General features: G+C 66.0%; 9 protein-coding genes. 7 read left to right on the top strand and 2 right to left on the bottom strand.

Annotation, left to right across the window (positions count from 1 at the left end; all coding sequences use genetic code 11):
• Positions 1-28 precede the first annotated feature (28 nt).
• The 7 genes from HWV67_RS02135 (at position 29) to HWV67_RS02105 (ending at position 16,175) form a co-directional block, all read left to right on the top strand.
• Positions 29-8,944, top strand: coding sequence for a beta-propeller fold lactonase family protein (locus HWV67_RS02135; RefSeq protein WP_175649711.1), 8,916 nt, complete (start codon positions 29-31; stop codon positions 8,942-8,944).
• Positions 8,944-9,333, top strand: coding sequence for a hypothetical protein (locus HWV67_RS02130; RefSeq protein ID WP_175649710.1), 390 nt, complete (start codon positions 8,944-8,946; stop codon positions 9,331-9,333). Before HWV67_RS02135 ends, HWV67_RS02130 begins: the two co-directional genes overlap by 1 nt.
• A gap of 82 nt (positions 9,334-9,415) precedes the next feature.
• Positions 9,416-11,161: a TolC family protein gene (locus HWV67_RS02125; RefSeq protein WP_218585580.1), complete on the top strand. Its 1,746-nt coding sequence runs from the start codon at positions 9,416-9,418 to the stop codon at positions 11,159-11,161.
• Positions 11,142-11,927, top strand: a complete 786-nt coding sequence (locus tag HWV67_RS02120) for an efflux RND transporter periplasmic adaptor subunit (protein ID WP_175649709.1) — start codon at positions 11,142-11,144, stop codon at positions 11,925-11,927. The genes HWV67_RS02125 and HWV67_RS02120 overlap by 20 nt, the downstream gene beginning before the upstream one ends.
• A complete protein-coding gene (locus tag HWV67_RS02115; protein ID WP_175649708.1) occupies positions 11,924-13,255 on the top strand; it encodes an efflux RND transporter periplasmic adaptor subunit in 1,332 nt (443 codons plus the stop codon). Before HWV67_RS02120 ends, HWV67_RS02115 begins: the two co-directional genes overlap by 4 nt.
• On the top strand, positions 13,252-15,372 hold the full coding sequence (locus HWV67_RS02110; RefSeq protein ID WP_175649707.1) for an HlyD family efflux transporter periplasmic adaptor subunit: 2,121 nt from the start codon (positions 13,252-13,254) through the stop codon (positions 15,370-15,372). The genes HWV67_RS02115 and HWV67_RS02110 overlap by 4 nt, the downstream gene beginning before the upstream one ends.
• Before the next feature lie 203 nt (positions 15,373-15,575).
• A complete protein-coding gene (locus HWV67_RS02105; RefSeq protein WP_175649706.1) occupies positions 15,576-16,175 on the top strand; it encodes a biliverdin-producing heme oxygenase in 600 nt (199 codons plus the stop codon).
• A 38-nt stretch (positions 16,176-16,213) separates the two neighbouring features.
• Here HWV67_RS02105 and glgB read toward each other — a convergent pair whose 3' ends face one another.
• Positions 16,214-18,418: a 1,4-alpha-glucan branching protein GlgB gene (gene glgB, locus HWV67_RS02100; RefSeq protein WP_175649705.1), complete on the bottom strand. Its 2,205-nt coding sequence runs from the start codon at positions 18,416-18,418 to the stop codon at positions 16,214-16,216.
• On the bottom strand, positions 18,419-21,730 hold the full coding sequence (treS, locus tag HWV67_RS02095) for a maltose alpha-D-glucosyltransferase (protein ID WP_175649704.1): 3,312 nt from the start codon (positions 21,728-21,730) through the stop codon (positions 18,419-18,421).
• Between the last annotated feature and the right edge of the window lie 13 nt (positions 21,731-21,743).

Here is a 21,743-nt window from a genome sequence, read left to right as displayed (position 1 = left end):
TCTTTCCGCTTCCCGACAAGGACACGCCATGAGCAACCGCAAGCCCCACACCAGCCTGGCACTGGCCCTCGAACCGAGGATGATGTTCGACGCCGCCGCGGTGACCACCGCGGTGCAGACCGCCGACCAGGCCGATGCCCAGCAGACCGCGGCCAGCCATGCGCCGAGCCTGAGCGCCGAGGCAACGCAGGTCACCCATACCGTGACCGAAGGCGCGGTGAGCGGCAGCCCGCTGTTCAGCAATGTGCTGGCCGACACCAACGACAGCGGCCAGCACTTCAACAACCTGCGCATCACCATCAACAGCAGCGGCAGCCACGAAGCCCTGCTGATCGACGGCACGCAGATCCTGCTCGACGGCCCCCCGAGCGGCGAGACGGCGGACAAGTTCTACAGCTACACCTTGAGCAGCACCGGTGGCACAACCACCATCGACATCAATTTCGATTCCAGCGCCGCCAACAGCGCCGCCGACGTCAAGGCGCTGGTCGAGGGCATCCGCTACCAGACCCTCGACGGCACCCCGGACAACGGCAGCCGCACCATCACCCTGACCCAGGTCAGCGATATCAACGATGGCAACGACGGCGGCGGCGACAGCACCGCGCTGAACATCAGCGCGACGGTCAATCTGGTCAGCGGGATCAACCGCGCGCCGGTGCTGGAGCGCGACAACCCACTGGACCTGGCGCAGTCCCTGACCACCAGCGGTATCACCCTGAAAGAGGCGATCTACAGCGGCGACGGCAAGTTCCTCTATGCCGCGGCCGACAACGGCCGGCTGCTGGTCTATGGCATCGACGCCAAGGGCATGCTCAGCCTGGTGCAGAACCTCGCCGCGCCCAGCGGGATGACCGAACTGGTGGATGTCGCCCTGAGCAAGGACGGCAAATTCCTCTACAGCGCCAGCAGCGACACCATCCACACCTTCCAGGTGGCGGCGGACGGCACCCTCAGCCGCATCCAGGGCACCAGCGTCGGCAGCCTGCGCGGGCTGGCGCTGTCGGACGATGGCAAGCAGGTCTACTTCACCACCCTGTACGGCGGCCTCGAAGTGCGCAGCCGCGACGCGCTGACCGGCGCCATCGCCACCAGCGCCCTGCAGACCCTCGATGAAGGCACGCTGCAGTCGGGCCGGGCCAAACTGGTGCAGAGCATCGGCGACTATGTCTACGTGGTGCTCGACCCGGACTCATTCGTCGCCCGCGACACCCTGACCGTGCTCAAGCGCGGCAGCAACGATCGCCTGTCGGTGATCGACCTGGGCTGGGCCTACACTACCGACGGCAGCTTCGATGGCACCACCGACCACAGCCTGGCAGCCAGCGCCGATGGCCGCTTCATCTACCTGGGCGACAGCGAACAAGGGGTGATTCAGGTCTTTCAACTGAGCAGCAACGGCCTGGTGCGTATCGACAGCATCGCCCTCGCAGAGGTCAACGGTCTGAGCCTCAGCGCCAACGGCAGCCAGCTCTACGCCACCAGCGCCGACGGCACCCTGCACCAGTACCAGGTCAACGCCAGCAGCGGCCTGCTCAGTGAAACCGGCAGCCAGAGCGTGACCGGCGCCAAGGCCGTAGTCGCCAGCCCCGACGGCCAGTCGATGCTGGTGGCCGGCAGCGGGGTCAGCCGCTTCACAAGTGTGCGCACCTACCTGAGCACCAGTGACCTGGTGATCGGCCAGGGCCTGAAACTCAGCGACAGCAACGCCGATGCGCTGGCCTCCGGCGCCGGCGACTACAGCGGCATGCGCATCACCCTCGAACGGGTCGGCGGCGCCAATGCTGCTGACCAGTTCGCCTTCGCTGCCGGCAACGGTGTCAGCCTCGATGGCGAAGCCTTGATGCGCAACGGCGTGGAAATCGGTCGTTTCGTGCAGAACGGCGGCCAGTTGACCCTGAGCATCAGCGCCGCGCTGACCCGCGCCGAAGCCAATGCCCTGCTGCAACAGGTGATCTACCGCAACACCCGCGACAGCGGCCAGGTGGAACTGCGCCTGGTGGCCAACGACGGTCAACTGGACAGCAGCGAACAGCGCGTCAGCCTGATGATCACCGTCAACAGCGCCCCGCAACTGACCGCCACCACGGTGGTCAACCCGGTCTACGACACCTACGGCACCCTGGTGAAGCTGTTCAAGGACGCCCAGGTCAACACCGGCGAGGCCGGCCAGAGCATCAGCAGCCTGACCCTGACCCTCGCCGGCGTGGCCGGCGCCAGCAACGAGTTCGTGCTGGTGGATAACACCGCCATCGCCCTCGGCCAGTCTGCCAGCGGCACCCTGGCCAACGGCATGACGTACGTCTACAGCGTCGACGGCGACAACGCGACGCTGGTGTTGAGCAGCGCCGCCGGCCTTGCGCCTTCGGCCTTGCAAACCCTGGTCAACGGCATCGGCTACCGTAACGACAACCCGGTGGCCGTCAGCGGCCAGCGCAGCGTCACCCTTTCCAGCGTGCAGGACAACGGCGGCAGCGGCGGCGGTGGCAGCGACACCAGCACCCTGCAGATCAGCAGCAGCCTGACCGTCAAGACCGGCACCGCGCCGACCGTCACCGAACAGATCGACCCGGTCGCCACCCTGTACTACGCCAACGGCACCCTCAGCGGCTACAGCGACTACGTCAACGCCATCGAGATCAGCGGCGACGGCAAGACCCTGCTGCTGGCCGGCACCACCGGCAACAACCTCAGCGGCACGAGCTATTTGCGGGTGTACGCCCGCGATGCCAACAGCGGTGCGCTGACCTTGTTGCAGAGCTTCACCCAGGGCGCCAGCGACAACCCGGCCACCAGCGACATCGAAGTCGATGGCCTGGGCCGCATCACCAGCGTCATGGCGGCGGGCGACAACCTCTCGGTTTACGTCGCCGGTTTCGACAGCAGCAAGGGCTACAGCACCCTGGTGCGCTTCAGCCGCGATGCGGCCAGCGGCCTGCTGACCTACGCCGGCATCGCTGCGGTGCAGAACGACGTGGTCCGCGCCGCAGACACCAGCGTTACGCCAAACGTGACGGAGATTCGCCTGGACGGCCCGGTGACCGACATCGTCATCTCCGCCGACGGCACCTCGCTGTACACCATCAACGGCATGACCGCCGGCTTCGCCAGCACCGGCAAGGCGGTGCTCGGCATGTACGCCCGCGACCCGGCCAGCGGCGCGCTGACCTACCTCGGTCACTACTACGACACCACGCAGATGCCCCGCCCCAGCGGTATCGTCCTGAGCAGCGACGGCGCTTCGGTGTACGTCTCCAACAGCAACGGCAGCATCACCGTTCTGGCCCGCGACGCCGACACCGGGCGCCTGACCTTCGTCGAGCGGGTGACCGTGGCCAGCATCAATGCCGACCCCGCCAGCGCTCCTCGCGCGGACAGTGACACGCGCTACCTGAACGCCACCGATATCGTGATTTCCGCCGACGGCCGCTCGGTGTACGTCAACTCCATCGACGCGACGATGATCTCGTCCTTCAGCCGCGATGCCGCCACCGGCAAGCTGACCTTTATCGGCGCCATCTACACCCACACCTTCAGCAACTCCACCAACATGCGCGAGCTGGCGATCTCGGCAGATGGCACCGCCGTCTACGCAACCGCCAACAACCGTGGGGTCATGCTGTTCAACCGTGATCCCGTCACCGGAAAGCTGACCTACAACAGCATGATCAGCGGCCTGTCGAAAAACAGCGGCTACCTGGCCCTGAGCCCCGACGGCCAGCACCTCTACAACGGCACCTATGTCGTCAACAACGGCATCGACATCATTTCTGCCCGCTACAACAGCCAGTGGAACGAAAACACCCCGACCCACGTCGCCGCCGGCATGCAATTGAGTGACGTCGACTACGAAGCGCTGGGCAGCTACCAGGGCCTGGTCATCACCCTCGGCCGCACCACCAGCACCAACGCCGCCGACCGTTTCGACTTCAGCGCCGGCAACGGCCTGAGCCTCGACGGCCAGCGCATCCTGCTCGATGGCCAGCAAGTGGCGACCTTCGTGCAGAGCGCCGGCACCCTCACCGTGACCCTGACCGCTGCGGTCAACGGCCAGATCACCAACCAGATTCTTCACCAGTTGAACTACGTCGCCGGGCCCACCGCCACGGACAAGCAACTGAACCTGACCATTCGCTTCAACGACGGCGTCAAGCAGACCGAGCGCCCAATCGTGGTGCTGGTCAACCACGCGCCGCAGATCAGCGCACCGCTGGCCGCGCTGGCGCCGATCGAGATCGGCCAGAGCCTGAACCTCACCTTGCCCCTGGAGCGCTTCAGCGACAGCGATGGTGACGCCCTGACCTTCACCCTCGACGGCCTGCCCGTGGGCCTGGTGTTCGACCCGCTGACGGGCGAACTGAGTGGCAGCCCCGCCGACGGCACCGTCGGTGTGTACAAGCTGACCTTCACCGCCACCGACGCCCGTGGCGCGCAACAGGTCATCAGCCTCGAACTGGAAGTGCAGGCCCAGCCCGACCAGCGGCCAAGCCTCGGCGGTTCCAGCACCGACCTGGAACTGGTAGAGACCATCGATAACATCGACTACGACTACCGGGCCCTGCTCGCCTCCCGCGACACCCTGCTCAGCAGCGACGGCAAGTACCTCTACGTGGTCAGCGACGGCACCGACTGGGCCAACGAAAGCACGCCGCACCTGATCGTGTTCAGCCGTGATGACCAGGGCAACCTGGCCTTCGTGCAAACCCTCGGCAACGACAGCGCCAGCCTCACCGGCGCCGAGAAGCTGCTGGTGTCCGCCGACCAGCAATGGCTCTACGTACTGACCCGCAACGACAGCGACGGCAGCGTCCTGGTGTTCTCGCGCAATGGCGACAGCGGCCAGTTGCAACTGGCGTCGAGCTTCTCCAGCAGCGGCCTGGGGGATTTTTCCAGCATTGAGGACATCGTCCAGCAAGGTGACAACCTGTACCTGGCCACCAGCGCCGGCATCCTCCAACTGCGCCAGGCCGCAGACGGCAGCCTCAGCCAGCAGGCGCTGTTCGCCACCTTGCCGGGCCTGGAAAACCCCAGCCACCTGCTGCTGAGCAGCGACGGCCAATACCTGTTGGCCAGCAGCCTGGGCGCCAGCGACTTGCTGGTCAGCCTGCGCATCGGCAGCGACGGCAGCCTCACCGAAGTGGCGCGCGCCGGCCTTGGCGACGGCACCACTCTGCACTCGCTCACCGCCATGACCCAGAGCGCCGATGGCCGCTTCATCTACGCCATCGACCGGGTGGACCAGAGCAACGTCCAGTTGCGCATCCTTACCCTCGGCAGCGACGGCAGCCTGCAACTGCTCGCCAGCCGGGCGGTGGCCAACGACGCCGTTGACCTGGCCCTGAGTGCCGATGGCAGCGCGTTGTTCATCGCTGGCGGCAAGACCCTGACCGGCTACGCCCGCAACAGCAACGGGCTGCTCAACGGCGAGGGTCGCCGCTACGGCAATGACCAGAGCGGCCTGAACGAGCTGACCGGCCTCAGCCTCAGTGCCGATGGCAAGAGCCTCTACCTGGTAGGCGGCAACAACGACGGTGGCAAGCTCTACACCCTGCAACCGGGCCTCACCGGCCTGACCGTCACCGAAGGCGACGGCGCAGTAGCGCTGTTGCCCTCGGCCACTGTCAGCGACCTGCAACTGGACACACTGGGCGACTACAACGGCGCCTCGGTGGAAATCGCCCGCCAGGGCGGCGCCTCCGCCGATGACCTGTTCGGCTTCAGCGAAGGCAACGGCTTTAGCCTGGTCAACGGCGAGCTCTTCAAGGACGGCACGGTCATCGCCACGCTACTGCAACAAGGCGGCAAGCTGACCCTGACCTTCACCGCTACGGTCAGCCAGGCCGATGCCCAGCAGGTGCTGCGTCAGCTCGACTACCGCAACGTCAGCCAGGACCCGACCCGTGACGGCGCCCAGGTAAAAATGCAGATGGTCTTCCTCGACGGCGATGGCAACCGCGCGGTGCAGAACATCGGTGTGACCCTGGTCGCCATCAACGACCCCGCAATCCTCGACAGCACCCCGCTGAACCCGACCCTGATCGACCTCGGCGTGCCGGTGAAGCTGTTCGACAAGACCAGCATCGATACCATCGAGGCGGAGCAACTCGTACAGCGGATCATCCTGACTCTGGATGCGACCAAGCAGCATGACGTGATCGTGGTCGGCGACCAGAAGATCTACCTCGACAGCGAAGGCTTCGGCACTCTGCGCGACAACCTGCAATACCAGGTGCGCTACGAGAACGGCACGACCATCCTCACTCTCTTTGCCATGAAACCGGCCGCCGAAGCCGCCGCATTGATCGACAGCCTGGCCTTCTACAACAGCGGCAGCGATAACAGCGGCAGCCGCCAGATCAACCTGGCGATCGACGAATACGTCGAACACGGCGTCCAGGGCGAAACCCTCACCACGCTGGCCAGCGCGGTCATGGTGACCTTCGGGCCGGCGGCGGCAAACACCGCGCCGGTGGTGGAAAACAAGGGCGCGGCGGTGCTCTATCGCGAACGTGAAGGTGCCGTAGCGCTGGCACCGTCGGCCACCTTGCGCGACGCCCAGATGGACGCCCTCAACGGCGGCCTGGGCAACTACCAGGGCAGCACGCTGGAAGTGACTTTGCTCAACGTCAAGGCCGGCGACACCCTGGGCTTCCAGGAAGGCAACGGCCTGAAGGTGGTGGACGGCAAACTGCTCAAGGGCAACGTGGTCATCGGCAGCGTGGAGAGTGGCAACGGCACGATCACTGTGCGCTTCAACGACGATGCCGGGGCCATTCCGACCACGGAGGACGTCAATAACGTCCTGCATCAGTTGACATACGCCAGCACCAGCCACAGCCCGGATGAAGTGCAGCGCTTCACGGTCAGCCTGAGCGACGGTCGCCTGACCTCGGCGGCGGTACCAGTGCAGATCAATACCCAACTGATCAACGACACACCAGTAGTAGAGGATCATCCCCTGCTGTCCCTCGGCGACTTCAGCGTGACCCGCACCACCGCCAGCCTCGCCGGTCTCGGCGAACTGAGCGGCGCGGCCCTGAGTGCCGACGGCAAGCTGCTCTACCTGGCGGACGCCAAAGGTCACCTGGCCCTGTTCAGTCTTGGCGCCGATGGCCAGGTGACGCTGGTCAGCAACCTGGCGCTGGCCGACGACCTGACCAGCATCCAGCGCATCAGCCTGAGCAGCGACGGCAAGAACCTCTACGTGTCGGCCAACGACAACGCCCAGTTGCGGGTGTACCAGCGCGATGCCCTGGGTGCGCTGAGCCTGGTGCAAGTGGTGACTGCCACCGACGAAATGAACAGCGAGATTACCCAGTTCAAGGACCTCGACCTGTCCACCGACGGCAAGCTGGCGTATGTGGTCGGCGAATACACCATTGCGGTGTTCAACCGTGGCAGCGACGGCAGCCTGACCCTCAATCGCATCCTGCCCACCTCCGCCTTCGGCGAGCCGTGGCTCTGGCAGCCGTCCGCCCTCAGCGTGCGCGGTGACTACCTGATCGTCACTACCGAGTCCCAGAACGCGGGGGTGATCGTCTATAGCCGCAACAGCAATGGCGAACTGACCCTGGTGACCAACCTGAGCAACGGCGAGGCCGACGCCAACGGGGTGGCAATCACTTTCAAAATAGAACAACTGCAAGTCAGCAACGATGGCAAGACCCTGTACATCGCCGACGCCAACGGGGTGCAGCGCCTCACCCTCGATACTGCCGGCAAGACCCTGAAAGTCACCGAAACCCTGGCGCTGAAAGACATCAGCGGCCTGCGGCTGTCCGGCGATGGCCGGCTGCTCTACATCAGCCAGGCCGACGGCACGGTGCTGCGCTGCAGCACGGTGGAAGGTTTGCAGGCGGCCGGCTCGCTGGCCACCCTGAACAGCGCCGGGCAACTGCTGCTCGGCAGCGATGGCCGCGCGCTGGTGCTCGGCGACGGGCTGGCGGTGCTGAAAGCCGCCGGCACGCCCGATCCACTGTACAACCGCAACGGCCAGCCGGTGGCCCTGGCCCCGACCCTGCGCCTGAGCGACTACGAACTGGACGCCGGCAATAACGGCCAGGGCAACTACCAGGGCGCCAGCCTGACCATCCGCCGCGAGTTCGACGCCTCCGCCGCCGACCAGTTCGGCCTGATCGCCGGCAACGGCTTCAGCCTGGAAAACGGCGTGGTGCTGCTCAACGGCGTCGCTGTGGCCCGGCTGCAGTCGGCGGACGGCGCCATGACCCTGACTATCGACGCCGCGCTGAGCAGCGCCCAGGTCAACACGCTGTTGCGGCAACTGTCCTACGCCAATACAACGGGCAGCGGCGATGAGCGCGTCAGCCTGATTCTCCAGCTGAACGATGGCGCGCTTTCCAGCAGCACGTTCACGGTGGATCTGAGGCTTACGGGGACTGCCGGGACCGTGGATCCTGTTGATCCTGTTGATCCTGTTGATCCTGTTGATCCTGTTGATCCAGTGGATCCGGTTGACCCTGTCGATCCCGTTGACCCGGTGGATCCGGTTGACCCTGTCGATCCCGTTGACCCAGTGGATCCGGTTGACCCTGTCGATCCCGTTGACCCGGTAGATCCGGTGGACCCTGTTGATCCCGTCGACCCGGTGGATCCGGTGGACCCTGTCGATCCCGTCGACCCGGTGGATCCGGTAGACCCTGTCGATCCCGTTGACCCGGTGGATCCGGTAGACCCGGTCACCCCACCCATGATCGACACCGTCGCCCCGGTAATCCTGCAGGACAGCACCGAGCGCTGGTCGCAACCGGACCCGTTCAGCAGTCAGCCGATCAACTTCCAGGCACCCGCCTCGCCACAAGCAACGCCGGCCAGTGCCGAACAGGTACTGCAACAGACCGAGCAAAGCCAGACAGCCTTCACCGAGGAAAGCCAGGCCATCGCCCGCCTGCCGGAGCCGGACGACCTGCCCGAGCCCGACGACTGATGCCGTCGCCAGCACGGTCATTACCCCGATCCGCTGGTGATCGGCAGCGCCGCCGTTACCCCGAGGTCAATGTGCAGGCCGGCGTCGATGGCGTGGCACAGCTTCCGGCGGGGTTGCTGGCGGGCCGTGACGGTCGGGCCCAGGTCGGCCTGCGTCTGGCCAGCGGCCTCGACCTGCCGGGCTGGATCCGCTTCGACCCGCGCAGCGGCGAGCTGCGGGTAGACAACCGGCAACTGGCACGCTTCGGCCAGCTGGATCTGATGCTGCGCGGGCTGGATGCCCAGGGGCAGCAGGCGTCGATCAAGGTGCAGCTCAGCGCCGAAGGGCAGACGCAACAGGCGGCACTGCCCGGTAGCCAGTCGCTGACGCAGCTGTTGGCCGCTCTGTAACGCCAAGGGGGCCGCCGCGCGGCCCCCGCTCCCGCCCCACCTTAAGCAATCTTAATGAACCCGCAATTGCCCAATATTGGGAATGATTCTTATCCTCGCCAGCGCCAAGCCGACCGCCCGCCGCTGGTTCGCCGCTTACCATTCGTTCAAGGGAAATAACGTGATCAAGAAGCAACTGCCCGGCTCGCCGAAACGGCTACCGCTGAACCTCGCCGTCGGCTTCATGGCCATGGGCCTGAGTGCATGTGCCATCACCCCCGAGCCGCTGACCCTCGACCAGCAACTCGCCCAGGCCAGCGCCGACCGCAGCCAGATGTTCGACAACCAGGAGCCGGTGACCCAGGCCATCGACCTGGATCAGGCCATGGCCCGCGCGGTCAAGTACAACCTGCAACAGCGGCTGGGCCTGATGGAGCGTGCCCTGGAAGACAACCTGCTGGACCAGAGCAGCTTCGACATGTTGCCCAAGCTGGCCGCCCGCGCCGGCTGGCGTGGCCGCGACAACACCCTGGCTTCTTCCAGCGAGTCGATCCGCACCGGCAACCAGTCGCTGGAGCCGTCCACCAGCCAGGACCGCTCAGTGCGCAGCGCCGACCTGCAGATGTCCTGGAACGTGCTCGACTTCGGCATCGGCTACTTCGGCGCCAAGGCCCAGGCCAACAAGGTGCTGGCCGCCGAGGAGCGCCGCCGCCGGGTGATCGCCGACATCATCCAGCAAGTGCGCAGCGCCTACTGGGAAGCCGCCACCGCCCAGCGCCTGCAACCGCAAGTGCAGCGCGCCCTCACCGACGCCCGCCAGGCACTGGAACAGGCCCGGCAGACCGAGCGCCAGCGCCTGCTCGCCCCGGTGGACGCCCTGCGCTACCAGAAAGGCCTGCTGGAGATGGTCCGCCAACTGGAAACCGTCGACGGCGAACTGGCCACCGCCAAGGCGCGCCTGGCCGGCTTGATGAACCTGCCGCCGGCAACCCGCTTCGACGTCGTGGTACCGAGCGATCAACAGCTTCAGGCACCGAACCTGGCCTACCGCCTCGACGACCTGGAAGCCATGGCCATGGTCCGCCGCCCGGAAGTCCGCGAAGAAAGCTACCAGGCGCGCAACGCCGTGCTGGAAACCCGCGCCGCGCTGCTGCGCCTGCTGCCGGGGGCCTCGCTGTTCGTCGGCGGCAACTACGACAGCAACAGCTACACCGCCAACAACCACTGGGCCGATGCGGGCGTGCAAGTGAGCTGGAACCTGTTCAACGTGCTCGCCTACCCGGCGATCAGCCGCACCGGCGAAGCCCGCGAAGCGCTGGGCGAAATGCGCCGCCAGGCGATGCGCATGGCGGTGCTGACCCAGGTCAACGTGGCCTGGCAGCAATACCATCAGGCGACGCAACTGTTCGAGCGCTCCAACGAGCTGCAACGGATCCAGAACGGCATCCTGCTGCAAACCGAAAACGCCGTGCGCAGCGACGCCCAGACCGTGCTCGAACAAGTGCGCACCAGCACCGAAACAGTCCTCGCCCTGCGCAGCCGCGACCGCAGCTTCGCCCAGTTGCAGACCGCCTACGGCGCGATCTACCAGGCTGCCGGCCTCGACCCGCTGCCGGAGCGTCTGGCGGGCGACAGCGTCGCCGAACTGGCCCGCGCCATCGGCCAGAAAAGCGCGGCCCTGGCCCAAGGCTCGATCCAGGCACCGCTGATGGTGCGCTACGCGGTGAGCAGCACCGACTACGTCACCCCGAAACGACTGCAACCGGTGAACATGGACCTGTGGAGCAGCGTCGGTTCGCTGCAGGGCACCGAAGTGGTCGAGGTCAGCCATGCGCCGGCCCGCCGCTGAAACCTGGCTGCTGGCGCTGCTGCTCGGCAGCGCCACGGCCCTGGCCGAGGAGCCTGCACCGTTGCAGGCGCCACCGGCCAACGCGATCAACCAGCCGGACCTGCGGGTCCAGCTCAGTGCCAGCCAGCGCACGGTGATCTCCAGCGAACTGGCGGGCAAGATCACCGAACTGAAGGTCAAGGAAGGCGACAGTTTCCGCAAGGGCGACCGCCTCGTAGCCTTCGACTGCGCCATTCACCGGGCGCGCCTGGGACACTCCGGCGCCGCCCAGGAAGCGGCGAACAAGAAGCTCGGGGTGGCGAAGAAACTCGATCAGTTGCAGTCCATCAGCGTCTCCGACCTCAGCCAGGCCCAGGCCGAACTGAACATGGCGCGGGCGCAGAACGGCGTGAACCAGGTGATGGTGCAGCATTGCAGCATCGCCGCGCCGTTCTCCGGTCGGGTCGCCGAGCGCAAGGTACAGCCGGGCGAATACGTCGCCGAGGGCAAGGAACTGCTGGCGCTGTATGACGACAGCGCCTTCGAGGTGGAACTGATCGTGCCGTCGCGCTGGATGGCCTGGCTCAAACCGGGCTACCGCTTCGATGTGCACCTGGAAGAAACCGGCAGTGATTACCCGGCCAAGGTCGAACGGCTGGGCTCGGTGATCGATCCGCTGAGCCAGACCCTCAAAGTCTTCGGCCGCCTTGACGCTCAACCCGGCCAACTGCTGCCGGGCATGAGCGGCACGGCGCGCATCGATCCGCCCGCGGCGCCGCGAACATGAGCGCCGCCCTGCCGACGCCTGCGCTGGCCGGTCTGGTCCAGCTCGAACGCCAGGTCCGCGCCGCCGAGGACATGGCGGCGCTGGGCTTCGTCATGGTCAACGACAGTCGACGCCTGCTGCCCTATCGCCAGGCGATGCTCTGGGATGCGCGAGAGCAACGGCTGCTGAGCCTGTCCGGGCTGGCCACGGTGGAAGCCGACGCGCCGTTCAATCACTGGCTCGCCAGCCATTGCCGCGCCTGGCAACAGCAACACCCGGGACCGAAACTGGCGCAGTTCAATGCCAGCCAACTGGACGCTGCCGATCAGGCGCAATGGGCCGAATACCTGCCGTCATGGCTGGTCTGGCTGCCGCTGGCCGACCGTCATGGGCAATTGCTCGGCACGCTGCTGCTGGCCCGCGACCAGCCGCTGGACGGCAACGACGCCAGCCTGCTGCCGCTGATGCAGGACGCCTTCGGTCACGCCTGGGCCAGCCTGCAACCGGCGCGCCAGCGTCCGCTGCAACGCCTGCGCCGTGATCGTCGCTGGTGGCTGGGCGGTGCCGGCGCATTGCTGGTGATCCTGCTGCTGCCGATCCGCCAGGCCGCCCTCGCCCCGGCAGAAATCGTCGCCCTGCAACCCAGCGTGCTGCGCGCGCCGCTGCAAGGTGTGGTGGAACGCCTGCTGGTGGAACCGAACCAGAGCGTGAAAGCCGGCCAACCACTGATCCAGCTCGATGCCCGTGAACTGCAAAGCCGACTGGAAGCCTCGCGCCAGGCCATGGCAATCGCCGAAGGCGAGTTCCGCCAGGCCCAGCAACAGGCCCTAAGCGACGCCCGTAGCAAGGCCGGGTTGGCGGTGCTGCAAGGCCGTCGCGAACAGGCCATGGCCGAAGTGCGCTTTCTCGAACAAAGCCTGGAGCGCACACGGATCCTCGCCCCGCACGACGGCGTCGCGCTGTTCGACGACCCGGCGCAATGGCAGGGTCGACCGGTGTCCCTCGGCGAACAGATCATGCAGGTGGCCGACCCGGTACACACCCAACTGGAGATCCAATTGCCGGTCAATGACGCCATTGAACTGCAGAGCGGCGCCGAGGTGCTGCTGTTCCTCAACACCGATCCAGCGGCGCCGCTGCAAGGCAGCCTCAAGCGCCTCGGCTACCGCGCCACGGCCACCGCCGAAGGCGGCATGGCCTATCGGCTGAAAGCCGCGTTCAGCGAGGCCGACCCGCGCATCCGCATCGGCCTCAAAGGCACGGCCAAGGTCTACGGCGAACGCACCACGCTGTTCACCTACCTGTTGCGCCGCCCGCTGGCGACCCTGCGCATCTGGTTCGCCCTGTGACCGCCGCCAGCGCCACCCTCGGCGAACTGCGCGAAGAACTGCGCCTGCACCCCGGCCCGCGTGACGCCAGCGGCGCGCCCGGCTGGACCCTGGAAGACCCGGCCAGCGGGCAGTTCTTCCGCCTTGGCTGGGCTGAACTGGAGATCCTCAAGCGCTGGAGCCTGGGCTGCGCGCAACGCATCGCCGAGCAGGTCAGCGCCAGCACCACCCTGCAACTGGACACGCAAGACGTCGAACGCCTGCGCGCCTTCCTGCGCCACAACCATTTGCTGCAATGCCGCGACGACGAAGACCGCGGGCGCCTGCTCGAAGCCCTGCACAGCCGCAAGACCGGCTGGGCGCGCTGGCTGCTGAAAAACTACCTGTTCGTGCGCGTACCGCTGCTGCGCCCGGACGCCTTTCTGCAACGCACGCTGCCCTGGGTTGCGCCATTCTTCAGTCGCACCTTCCTGTTGCTGACCGTCGCCGCCGGCCTGCTCGGCCTGGCTTTGGTGCTGCGCCAGTGGGACACCTTCACCCACACCTTCCTGCACTTCTTCACCTTCCAGGGCGCGGCATTGGCCGGGCTGACCCTGATCCTCGCCAAGGTGCTCCACGAACTGGGCCACGCCTACACCTGCAAGCGCTACGGTGCGCGGGTGGCAACCATGGGCGTGGCGCTGCTGGTGATGTGGCCGGTGCTCTACACCGACACCTCCGGCGCCTGGCGCCTGGCCCGTCGTCGTCAGCGCCTGGCCATCGGCGCCGCCGGCATGGCCGCGGAACTGGCCCTGGCCTGCTGGGCCACGCTGCTGTGGAGTTTCCTGCAGGACGGCATGCTGCGCAGCGCCGTGTTCACCCTGGCCAGCACCACCTGGATTCTCACCCTGGCGGTCAACCTCAGCCCGTTCATGCGCTTCGACGGCTACTTCCTGTTGTCCGACTTGCTCGGCGTGCCCAACCTGCAACAACGGGCCTTCGCCCTGACCCGCTGGCGCCTGCGCGAAATGCTGTTCGGCTTCGGTGATGCCGCGCCGGAGCCGTTTCCCGCAGGCTTGCGCCGCCTGCTGATCGGCTACTCCATCGGCACCTGGATCTACCGGTTCTTCCTGTTTCTGGGCATCGCCCTGCTGGTCTACCACTTCGCCTTCAAGCTGCTCGGCCTGCTGCTGTTCGCGGTGGAGATCGGCTATTTCATCCTGATGCCATTGGTCAACGAAGCCCGCCAGTGGTACGCCCGCCGCAAGGACTACCGCATGAACCGCAACAGTGTGATCAGCCTGTCCGCCTGCCTGCTGGCGCTGGTGCTGCTGTGCCTGCCGTGGCGCAGCAGCGTCGAAGCCCCGGCGCTGCTCAAGGCCGCGCAGCAGAGCAGCCTGTACACACCGGTGGCCGGACGGCTGGCGCAGGTGCTGGTGCAACCCGGCGACCGGGTGCTGGCCGGGCAGCCGCTGTTCACGCTTGATGCGCCGGACCTGCGGCATGAACTGGACAGCGTCGAACGGCGCATCCTGATCCTGCAATGGCAGACCAGCTTCCAGTTGCTTGATCGTGAAAGCGCTGCAGGATTGGGCGTGGTGCGCCAGGAACTGACTGCCGCGCAACAGCGCCAGCAGGTGCTGCGCCAGCAATGGCAGGAACTCACCGTGCGTGCGGCGTTTGCAGGGGAAGTCCGCGAAGTGGCCGAACCGTTGGCGGTCGGCGAATGGCTGCCGGCGGGGCAATGGTTGGGCACGCTGGTGGGGGGAACTGGCCAACAGGTCGAGGCGTTTGTCGAAGAACACGACCTGCACCGCCTGCCACCGGACAGCCGCGGCTGGTTCTACCCCGAGACCTTCAGCCGCGCCGCGCGGCCGGTGCAACTCGAACACCTGGCGCAGACCGCCAGCCGCCGCCTCGGCTCGGCGCCAGAACTCGCCTCGCCCTACCAGGGCAGCATCGCCGCCAGCCTCGACGGCAACGAACCGCCCAAGCCCGAACAAGCGCTGTACCGGGCGACGTTGCGGGTGAGCGGTGATGCACCGGAGAACGCCATGGTTCTGCGGGGCACGGTGGTGCTGGAGGGAGAGCGGCAGAGTTTGTTGTGGCGGGGGGTGAATAATCTGGTGGCGGTGGTGATTCGGGAGTCGGCGTTCTGAGTTTTCAGTTGAGGGTGTTATGACCGCCTCGCGAGCAAGCTCGCTCCTACAGGGGCCTGAGCCGAGATCCATTGTAGGAGCGAGCTTGCTCGCGAGGCGGACCCAACCATCCGACCTTAAGCGATCTTAATAGAGCCACGATTGTCCCCCTCCCACCCCGCTGCGCATCATTCCCGGCACAGTCACCTTCGATGGAATGCCCGATGAATGCTCCCGCCGTTTCCGCCCCATCCCCCAGCCGTTGCAAGCGCCTGAAAGCCGCCAGCAGTAGCGACCACGACAGCGTTGACGCACTGGTCATGGCCGCGCAACCGTTCGCCAGCCGCGAGCGTTACGCGCTATTCCTGCACCTGCAACACCGTTTTCACGGCAGCCTGCTGGGGCTGTACCGCGACAGCGACCTGAACGCGCAACTGCCCGGCCTGGAACTGCTGTCGCGGTTCGCGGCGGTGGAATCGGACCTGCGTGACCTCGGTCTGGAAACGCCCGCCGCGCCGGCGTTGGTGGAACTGGCGCACCCCGCTGAAGCCCTGGGCTGGTTGTATTGCAGTGAAGGCTCGAACCTGGGTGCAGCGTTTCTGTTCAAAGAAACCCAGCGCCTGGGCCTGGACGGAGAGCAAGGCGCCCGCCACCTGGCCGCCCACCCGGACGGCCGCGCGCCACACTGGCGGCAGTTCGTGGCGCTGGTGGATGCGCTGGAGCTGAGTAGCGAGGAAGAGGCTCATGCGGTGAAGGGTGCGATCAATGCGTTCGATGCCTATCGCGGGCATTTGCGGGCGGTGTTTGGCCAAAACCCTGCCTAGAAAGAAAGCGGGACCGCAAGAGCGGTCCCGCAACGCGGTCAAGCCGGCCGCAAAATCAGCACCGCCAACGGCGGCAGGTTCAACGCCAGCGAAATCGGCTGGCCATGACTCGGCAACGCCTGCCCGACCACCGCCCCTTCATTGCCGTAGTTGGAACCGGCATAGCGCTGCGAATCGCTGTTGAACACCTCATCCCAACGCTCGCCGAACGGCACGCCAATCCGGTAGCCCTCGCGAGGAATCGGGGTGAAGTTGGCGACCACCAGCAGCGGCTCGCCACTGGCACTCCAGCGCAGCCACGCATAGACGCTGTTGTGCGCGTCATCACCAATCAGCCACTGGAAACCCTGGGGTACGCAATCCTGCTGGTGCAGGGCCGGCTCTTCGCGGTACAGGCGGTTGAGGTCACCGACCAGGCGCTGCACCCCAAGGTGCTCGCTGTACTGCAACAGGTACCAGTCCAGTTCGCTGTCGTGGTTCCACTCGCGCCACTGGCCAAACTCGCACCCCATGAACAACAGCTTCTTGCCCGGATGGCACCACATGAACGCCAGGTAGGCGCGCAGGTTGGCGAATTTCTGCCAGCGGTCGCCGGGCATCTTGTCGATCAGCGAGTGCTTGCCGTGCACCACTTCGTCGTGGGAAATCGGCAGGATGAAATGCTCGGAATAGGCATAGATCAGGCCGAAGCTCATTTCGTTGTGGTGGTGCTGGCGATGGATCGGGTCGTTCTGGATGTAGTGCAGCGTGTCGTGCATCCAGCCCATGTTCCATTTGTAGGAAAAGCCCAGCCCGCCCTGCTGCACCGGCTGGCTGACGCCGGGCCACGCAGTGGATTCCTCGGCGATGACCAGCGCACCCGGCACTTCGACCGCCACCACCTCGTTGAGGTGGCGCAGGAAGTCGATGGCTTCGAGGTTCTCGCGGCCGCCGTGGCGGTTCGGCACCCATTCGCCGGCCTTGCGCGAATAATCGCGGTAGAGCATCGAGGCCACCGCATCGACCCGCAGCCCGTCGATATGGAATTCCCGCAGCCAGTGCAGCGCCGAAGCGAGCATGAAGCCATGCACTTCGGTGCGGCCGAGGTTGTAGATCAGGGTGTCCCAGTCCTGGTGGAAGCCTTCCAGCGGGTTTTCGTATTCGTACAGCGCGGTGCCGTCGAAGCGGCTCAGGCCGTGGCTATCGGTGGGGAAATGCGCCGGCACCCAGTCGAGGATCACGCCGATGCTGGCCTGGTGGCAGGCATCGATGAATGCGGCGAAATCCTCCGCCGAGCCGTAACGCGCCGTGGGTGCAAACATCGACAGTGGCTGATAGCCCCACGAGCCGCCAAACGGGTGCTCCATGATCGGCATCAGTTCGATATGGGTGAAGCCCATTTCCTGGATGTAAGGCACCAGGCGCTCAGCCAGCTCACGCCAATTTAAGAACCGGCTGACCTCGCCGAGCTCGCACTGCCAGGAGCCGGCATGCAACTCGTAGATCGACAACGGCGCGTTGCTGCGCTGGCGCGCTTCTCGCTCCTGCAGCCATTGCTGGTCGCGCCATTCGTGCCCCAACGGACCGGCCACTTTCGAGGCGGTGCTGGGCGGCAATTCGGTGGCCCGGGCCAGCGGGTCGGCCTTGAGCGGCAGCACGCCGTCCTGGCCGAGCACTTCGTATTTGTAGGTTTCACCAGCGCCCAGGCGCGGAATGAACAACTCCCAGACCCCGCTGGCATGGCGCAGGCGCATCGGATGACGACGGCCATCCCAGTTGTTGAAGGCGCCCACCACCGAGACGCGCCGGGCATTCGGCGCCCACACCGAGAACCGCACGCCGTGCACGCCATTGGCCTCGATCGGCTGCGCGCCGAGGCGGTTGGCGAGGTCGCGGTGGTTGCCCTCGCTGAACAGGTAAAGGTCCATGTCGCCCAGTTGTGGACCAAAGTTGTAAGGGTCTTCGGTGACCTGCTCGCCCCCGGCCCAGCGGATGCGCCAGAGGTAATCGCCCGGTGGCTGGGTGAAGTGTGCGATGAACAGTCCTGGCACGCTTCCCTTCTCCAGCTCGGCGAGTTCCGCGCCATTGCCGCGGCTCAGCGCATGCACGCTCAGCGCATCGGGCAAATAGGCGCGCAACCAGGTGCCTCCCGCACCATCGCCGTGCGCACCGAGCACCGAAAATGGGTCGCTGTGCCGGGCATTCACCAGGTCATCGACATCGGTACGGCTCAGCCCGCCCTGTTCCCGCTTGTGCACGCTCATCTACTGCTCTCCCCAGGTACTGACAAGCCCGTGCAGACCATGCAAGGGCACGGCCAACCAGCTCGGGCGGTTTTCGGCTTCATAGGCAATTTCGTAGGCAGCCTTCTCCAGGCTGAACAGTTCCAGCGCCGCCTGCTCGCCGCCGTCTCGCGCCCAGGCATGGGGAAGACTGGCGGTGGCCAGGCCGTAGGCCTGGACAAAGGCGTGGCGTGACTGATGCAGGTAGCGGCGGGTGACGCGTTGTCGCGCCTGCAAATTGTCGGGCAGCGCACCGGCTCCCGCCGCGCCGCGCCGCGCCATCGCAGCAGCATAGTCGAAGGAACGCAGCACGCCGCTGACGTCCTTGTACGGGCTGTGCCGGGCCCGACGCTCGTCCAGCGGCCGCGCCGGCTCGCCCTCGAAATCGATCAGGTAGGCATCGCCCTGCACCACCAGCACCTGGCCCAGGTGCAGGTCACCGTGCACGCGCATCACCAGGCCGCCTTCGGCCTGCCTGGCCAGTTCGCCGACTTCGCGCAGCAGGCCTTCGCGCTGCTGTTCGAGGTCGGCGACCAGCGCCTGGCTATCGCCATCGAGCTGATCGCGGTGCTGCACCAGCAGGTCGAGCGCGGTGCGCAGTTGCTCGGCGATCTGCTCGCCCCAGCGCTGGCTGTCCTGAGCATCGCTGATGCGGGTCTGGAACGCCGGATCGTCGCTTGGCAGCGCCAGCGCCTGGTGCATTTCGCCCAGGCGCTGGCCGAGCAACGCGGCGAAGCCGGTGAGGTCTTCCAGCGCGTCGGCGTGGCCTTCACCGCCCAGTTGCGGGGCATCCATTTCATCGCGCACGGCGCGTTCGAGGTTGTTCTGGGTCCAGTCCCAGGCATCGCCCTGGTTGCTCAGGTAACCCTGGGCAATCGCCAGCAGGTGCGGTTCGCCGGACGCATCGACACGGCTCAACCAGCCCAACAACGGCGAGATATTGGCGAAGCCGGCGGCGGTCAGGTAAGCGCCCATTTCCAGTTCCGGGTGGATCCCGCCGTTGACCCGGCGAATCAGCTTGAGCACCAGCTTGCCGCCAACCACCACCGAGCTGTTGGACTGCTCGGCGGACAGGTAGCGCACCTCGGCGTCGGCACCCAGGTTCAGTTCCGCCAGTTGCGGGGTGGATTCGAATTGCAGCTCGCCGTCGCTGCCCGCCAGCCGGGTGTGCTGGGCGAAACCGTCGAGCAGGCCGCGAACGAAGGTCTCCAGGCTGAAGCCATCGGTGATGAAGCCGACCTGACGGCCACGGCGCACCCGCGCCAGCGCCAGTTGTTGCGGCAATGCGGTGTGAATCTGCTCTTCGCCGATCAGGCCGAACGGCAGGAAGTAACGACGCCGCTGACCACCGCGGTCCACCTCGATCTCGCTGAGCAGGACCGGGCTGGTGGGCGAGCCAAAACGCACGCCGTAGGCGATATGCACCTGCTCGATGGCCGCGTCCTTGCCGGCGAACCAGCGCCGTTTGGGCAGGTACTGCGGCAGGATGTTCTGTTCCAAAGTGCCGCGGGCCGGGGCGTCGAGCAGTTCCTCCATGCGTTGCTTCAGCACCAGGGTGGTGAACTCCGGCAGCGGTTGCGCGGCTTCCACGTGCCAACTGGGCATGCTGTCCTTCGGCGCCAGCAGGAACCAGTAGAAGCCGTAAGGCGCCAGGGTCAGCATGAACGGCAAGTGGCCGATCGGCGGGAAGGCACAGCCGCCGAGCATTTCCACCGGCACCCGGTCGACCCACGGTGCCAGGTCCAGCTCCACCGCCTGGGCGGCGCGGGACACGTTGGCCACGCACAGCACGGTTTCGCTGACACCATCGGGCCCGGTGAATTCACGCAGGTAGGCGAGGATGCGGCGGTTGTTCGGCGCGAGCATTTTCAAAGTGCCGCGACCGAAGGCCTTCTGCTGCTTGCGCACCGCCAGCAGGCGACGGTTCCAGTTCAGCAGCGAGTGCGGGTCTTCGATCTGCGATTCGACGTTGATGGTCTGGTAGCCGTACTGCGGGTCCATGATCGGCGGCAATACCAGCCGCGCCGGATCGGCACGGGAGAACCCGCCGTTGCGGTCCAGCGACCACTGCATCGGCGTGCGCACGCCATCGCGGTCGCCGAGGTAGATGTTGTCGCCCATGCCGATTTCGTCGCCGTAGTACAAGGTCGGCGTGCCGGGCATCGACAGCAGCAGGCTGGTCAGCAGTTCGACGCGGCGGCGGTCGCGCTGCATCAGCGGCGCCAGGCGCCGGCGGATGCCGAGGTTGATTCGCGCCCGGCGGTCCTCGGCGTAGTAGTTCCACAGGTAATCGCGCTCGCGGTCGGTGACCATTTCCAGGGTCAGCTCATCATGGTTGCGCAGGAAAATCGCCCACTGGCAGTTCTCCGGGATTTCCGGGGTCTGGCGCAGGATGTCGGTGATCGGGAAGCGGTCTTCCTGGGCCAGCGCCATGTACATGCGCGGCATCAGCGGGAAGTGGAAGGCCATGTGGCATTCATCGCCCTTGCCTTCGCCGAAATACAACTGGGTGTCTTCCGGCCACTGGTTGGCCTCGGCGAGGAGCATGCGGTCGGGGTAGTTGGCGTCGATTTCGGCGCGGATCTGCTTAAGGACCTGATGGGTTTCCGGCAGGTTCTCGTTGTTGGTGCCGTCACGCTCGATCAGGTACGGGATGGCGTCCAGGCGCAGGCCGTCGACACCGAGGTCGAGCCAGAAGCGCATGACGTCGATCACCGCCTTCATCACCTGCGGGTTGTCGAAGTTCAGGTCCGGCTGGTGCGAGTAGAAGCGGTGCCAGAAGTATTGGCCGGCGACCGGGTCCCAGGTCCAGTTGGACTTTTCCGTGTCGAGGAAGATGATCCGCGTGCCGTCGTATTTCTGGTCGCTGTCGGACCACACATAGAAATCCCGCGCCTTGGAGCCGCGCTTGGCATGCCGGGCGCGCTGGAACCACGGGTGCTGATCGGAGGTGTGGTTGATGACCAGCTCGGTGATCACCCGCAAGTTGCGTTTGTGCGCCTCGGCGATGAAGCGGCGCACGTCGGCCAGGGTGCCGTAGTCGCTGTGCACCGCCTTGTAGGCCGCGATGTCGTAACCGTCATCGCGCCGCGGCGAGGGGTAGAACGGCAGCAGCCAGAGGGTGTTCACCCCCAGGTCAGCGATGTAGTCCAGCTTGGCCAACAGGCCGGGAAAATCGCCGATACCGTCGTTGTTGGAGTCAAAAAAGGATTTGATGTGGATCTGGTAGATGATCGCGTCCTTGTACCAGAGGGGATCATCAATGAAGGCCGCGGGACGGTTTTTTCTCGCCATGGTCGGTTCCCTT

Origin of the sequence: Pseudomonas sp. Marseille-P9899, from assembly GCF_903166565.1 — a bacterium.
GTDB lineage: Bacteria > Pseudomonadota > Gammaproteobacteria > Pseudomonadales > Pseudomonadaceae > Aquipseudomonas > Aquipseudomonas huaxiensis.
This window is presented reverse-complemented; position numbering and strand designations above follow the sequence as displayed.